This window comes from Apibacter sp. (assembly GCF_025291155.1).
Classification (GTDB): Bacteria; Bacteroidota; Bacteroidia; order Flavobacteriales; family Weeksellaceae; genus Apibacter.
In genome coordinates this window covers 1-2700 of record NZ_JAMBJZ010000138.1, presented here as the reverse complement: position 1 = coordinate 2700, position 2700 = coordinate 1, and the positions used below count along the sequence as shown (strand labels likewise).

Annotated in this window: 5 protein-coding genes and 1 pseudogene; all 6 read right to left on the bottom strand. The window is 28.1% G+C overall.

Annotated features, from left to right (window positions below):
• The coding region (locus M3Z80_RS09520) for a hypothetical protein (protein WP_293919379.1) at positions 1-182 on the bottom strand (182 nt) is incomplete at its 3' end.
• Between the two features lie 65 nt (positions 183-247).
• Complete coding sequence (locus M3Z80_RS09515; RefSeq protein ID WP_293919378.1) at positions 248-382, bottom strand: hypothetical protein; 135 nt, start codon at positions 380-382, stop codon at positions 248-250.
• Between the two features lie 47 nt (positions 383-429).
• The gene (locus M3Z80_RS09510) at positions 430-576 is read right to left on the bottom strand and encodes a hypothetical protein (protein ID WP_293919377.1); all 147 of its coding nucleotides are present in this window, start codon (positions 574-576) and stop codon (positions 430-432) included.
• Between the two features lie 272 nt (positions 577-848).
• A complete protein-coding gene (locus M3Z80_RS09505) occupies positions 849-1094 on the bottom strand; it encodes a hypothetical protein (RefSeq protein ID WP_293919376.1) in 246 nt (81 codons plus the stop codon).
• Positions 1087-2334, bottom strand: coding sequence for a hypothetical protein (locus M3Z80_RS09500; protein WP_293919375.1), 1248 nt, complete (start codon positions 2332-2334; stop codon positions 1087-1089). Before M3Z80_RS09500 ends, M3Z80_RS09505 begins: the two co-directional genes overlap by 8 nt.
• 12 nt (positions 2335-2346) lie before the next feature.
• Positions 2347-2700, bottom strand: a pseudogene (locus tag M3Z80_RS09495) (hypothetical protein); the annotation flags it as partial.

The window sequence follows — 2700 nt, the reverse complement described above, 5'->3', positions numbered from 1 at the left end:
ATTGAAATATTATTTATTTCATTTTGAATAAAGGTTTTTATAATAAGTAAATTTATATAAATAATATATCGTCTTTGGATCATTTGATAATGATTGGTCATCTCCAAACATATATTTTTCCTATTCTGCATTTTTATACCATCCTTTCCAGTTGGATAGGTTATAATAATTATTCTTTTCAAATTTATTTCATACTTTTTTTGGTATCCTAATAGTGTATTAATTTCTTTATAAACATTTGATTATATCAATAGGCTTCATTATATTCTCTAAAAGCGAATAAGGGAGAATATTTTTTTAATTTTAACAATTGATTGATTATTTTCAATAAAACTATACTGCCAATGTTTTGAGATTCCAATAGATCGTTATATAATCTCATTATCTTTAATTTTCATCTGCATAGGCTCTAAAAAATATGTCCCTGCTTTAAGTACATTCCAACGACATTGTTTTTCTTTCTGGTTTTATAATAACCCCTAGCCAAAAGAATTCTTCCTTTATCTCTCTTTCAATTTTTTTATGCTTCAATTGCGTTCTCATGCTCTTCTCTAAAACTTTCCACAAAGCCTCCATATTTATTTTTTAATAATTACCTAGACTTATAATTAAAGGATATATAGATTATAATAAACGAAGTGAGAGATCATTGAAAGGAGGTGAATTTATAAGATAATTCTTTTTGATAAATACCCTCAGAATTGTATTTTATTCGGTAAAACAGCTAATCCTCTTATCAAAGTAAACTTTGATTTGTTTTTTTAAGATCATTCTGTTACATCCAAAATATGCTCTACTATAAAGATATACGCATATTATTCCAAGATTTATTTTGTATTATTTTTGATTTACTTTTTTGCATTTTTTGCTATAAAAAATAAAGCTATAATTAAAAAAACATCAATTAGTATTAAAAATATCCCCTGTTCAAATAAATAGGCAGTCATTGCTTTTTCATCACCAGCATAATCATTTAACGCTATATAATCTTGCAAATTAAAACCTATCAATACAAAAGAGTATAGACTAAGAAAAACAATTATAATTGTTAAAATGATTATAATTAACTTTAATGGGAATCCTTTCTTATTCATGTAAAATTTCTTCAGAATCAATTTCTTTTGTTTTTGTCCAAGTGGATCGTTTATTTATGATAATATAAAATCTTTTCGATGGGTCTTCATTTTTCAATTCAGATATTTTATTGGTTATTTTCAGCCAATGAGCATTACTTGTATCATCATCATAATCATCATCTTTAGATGCTTTTTTTGCTAATGCCTTTGTTTGATAGATATCATTGGCAGGAATAAAAGCGAAACATCCTAAAGAGCCACCTAACCATTGCATTTTTGCTCCTTTTGTATCTAATCTGTATACACCTCCAATATGTAACATCACATTATGGGCTTTATTCGGTTGTTTTCTTTTATCCCCTATTGAGATTCCGTTTATATCTATTTGTGTTTCAAAAGGTTCAGCCTTAATTGTCCTGGACTTATTCTGCATTAAAAAATATCCTTTACAATCGTTCGGAGCTTTTGAAGGGAATTTAACTTCTTCTGTGTAATAAAGATTTTTATTTCCATCTAAAGGCTCAAAAGTTCTATTTAGTAAATGTGCTTTACCATTTTTCTCTCCTAAATAATACCATGCGTCTCGGGTAACATTAAATTCTATAATATCTTTAGTCTCTCCATTTTCAAAAAATCTTAAGTAAGCTCGATATGTAGAAACCACAACGGCAGGCTCATAGGTATATAAAGCACTTGTAGCTGCAGGGTGCCCATATAATTTTTGTATGGTATATCCAGTCTTTTGTGTTGAAATATATAATTTAGGATATTTACCCTCAATTAAATTAGTTACAGATACTTTTTCCGATGGCTTCTTAAAATATGCATAAACAGTAAATCTTGTTTTTTTAGAATTTCCAGATATTTTAAAACTTACTTTTTTATTCCCTTTCGAAATAGGATGATCTGTATAGAGTTCACCATCATCAAATTGAGTAGCCCATTTTAAATCTTTAAGTTCTGACTTTTTAGGAATTCGATTAAACTGAATAACTTTATATATATATTGTATATTATCTTTTATAATATCGACTTTTTTATCTTGCCCATCATAAGGTCCGTCCAATTTTACTACTCGTAAAGGTAGCGGTGGTTTATAATTATTCAAATATAGTACACCACTTTGTTTTCCGTTCATTAGCACCTTTTGGGGAGAATTAAAAGTCAAATCGCCTTTGGTTGCAGTAAGAGTTATAGATTTTTTAGCTTTTTTTACACTTTCACCTCCTATAATACGTATTATTTTGCCTTTAGACATTTTATAATTATTTTAGTATAAACTGGTTTGTTGTGCACTGTTCGATTTTACTAAAGAACCACTTTCTAAATTAATTATATCTTCATCAGTACTATAAGTACTTTTTTTCGAAGTTTCAATCAATTCCTTTGCTTTACTTTCTCTACATGAGCTAGCCCTTTCAAAAATATTAGTAGCAGATAAATTATAATCATTTCCGGCCATTGTTGATATATTTCCTCCGGCACTCATGCTTATATCCTGCGAAACTGAAACCATTATATTTTTAGCATCCATAAATATAGTTTCCGGAGCATTCACTTTTATGTTTCCCTTACCATCCATAAACATTGTATTGCCACTGGGGTCTTCTATTAAAATACTTCC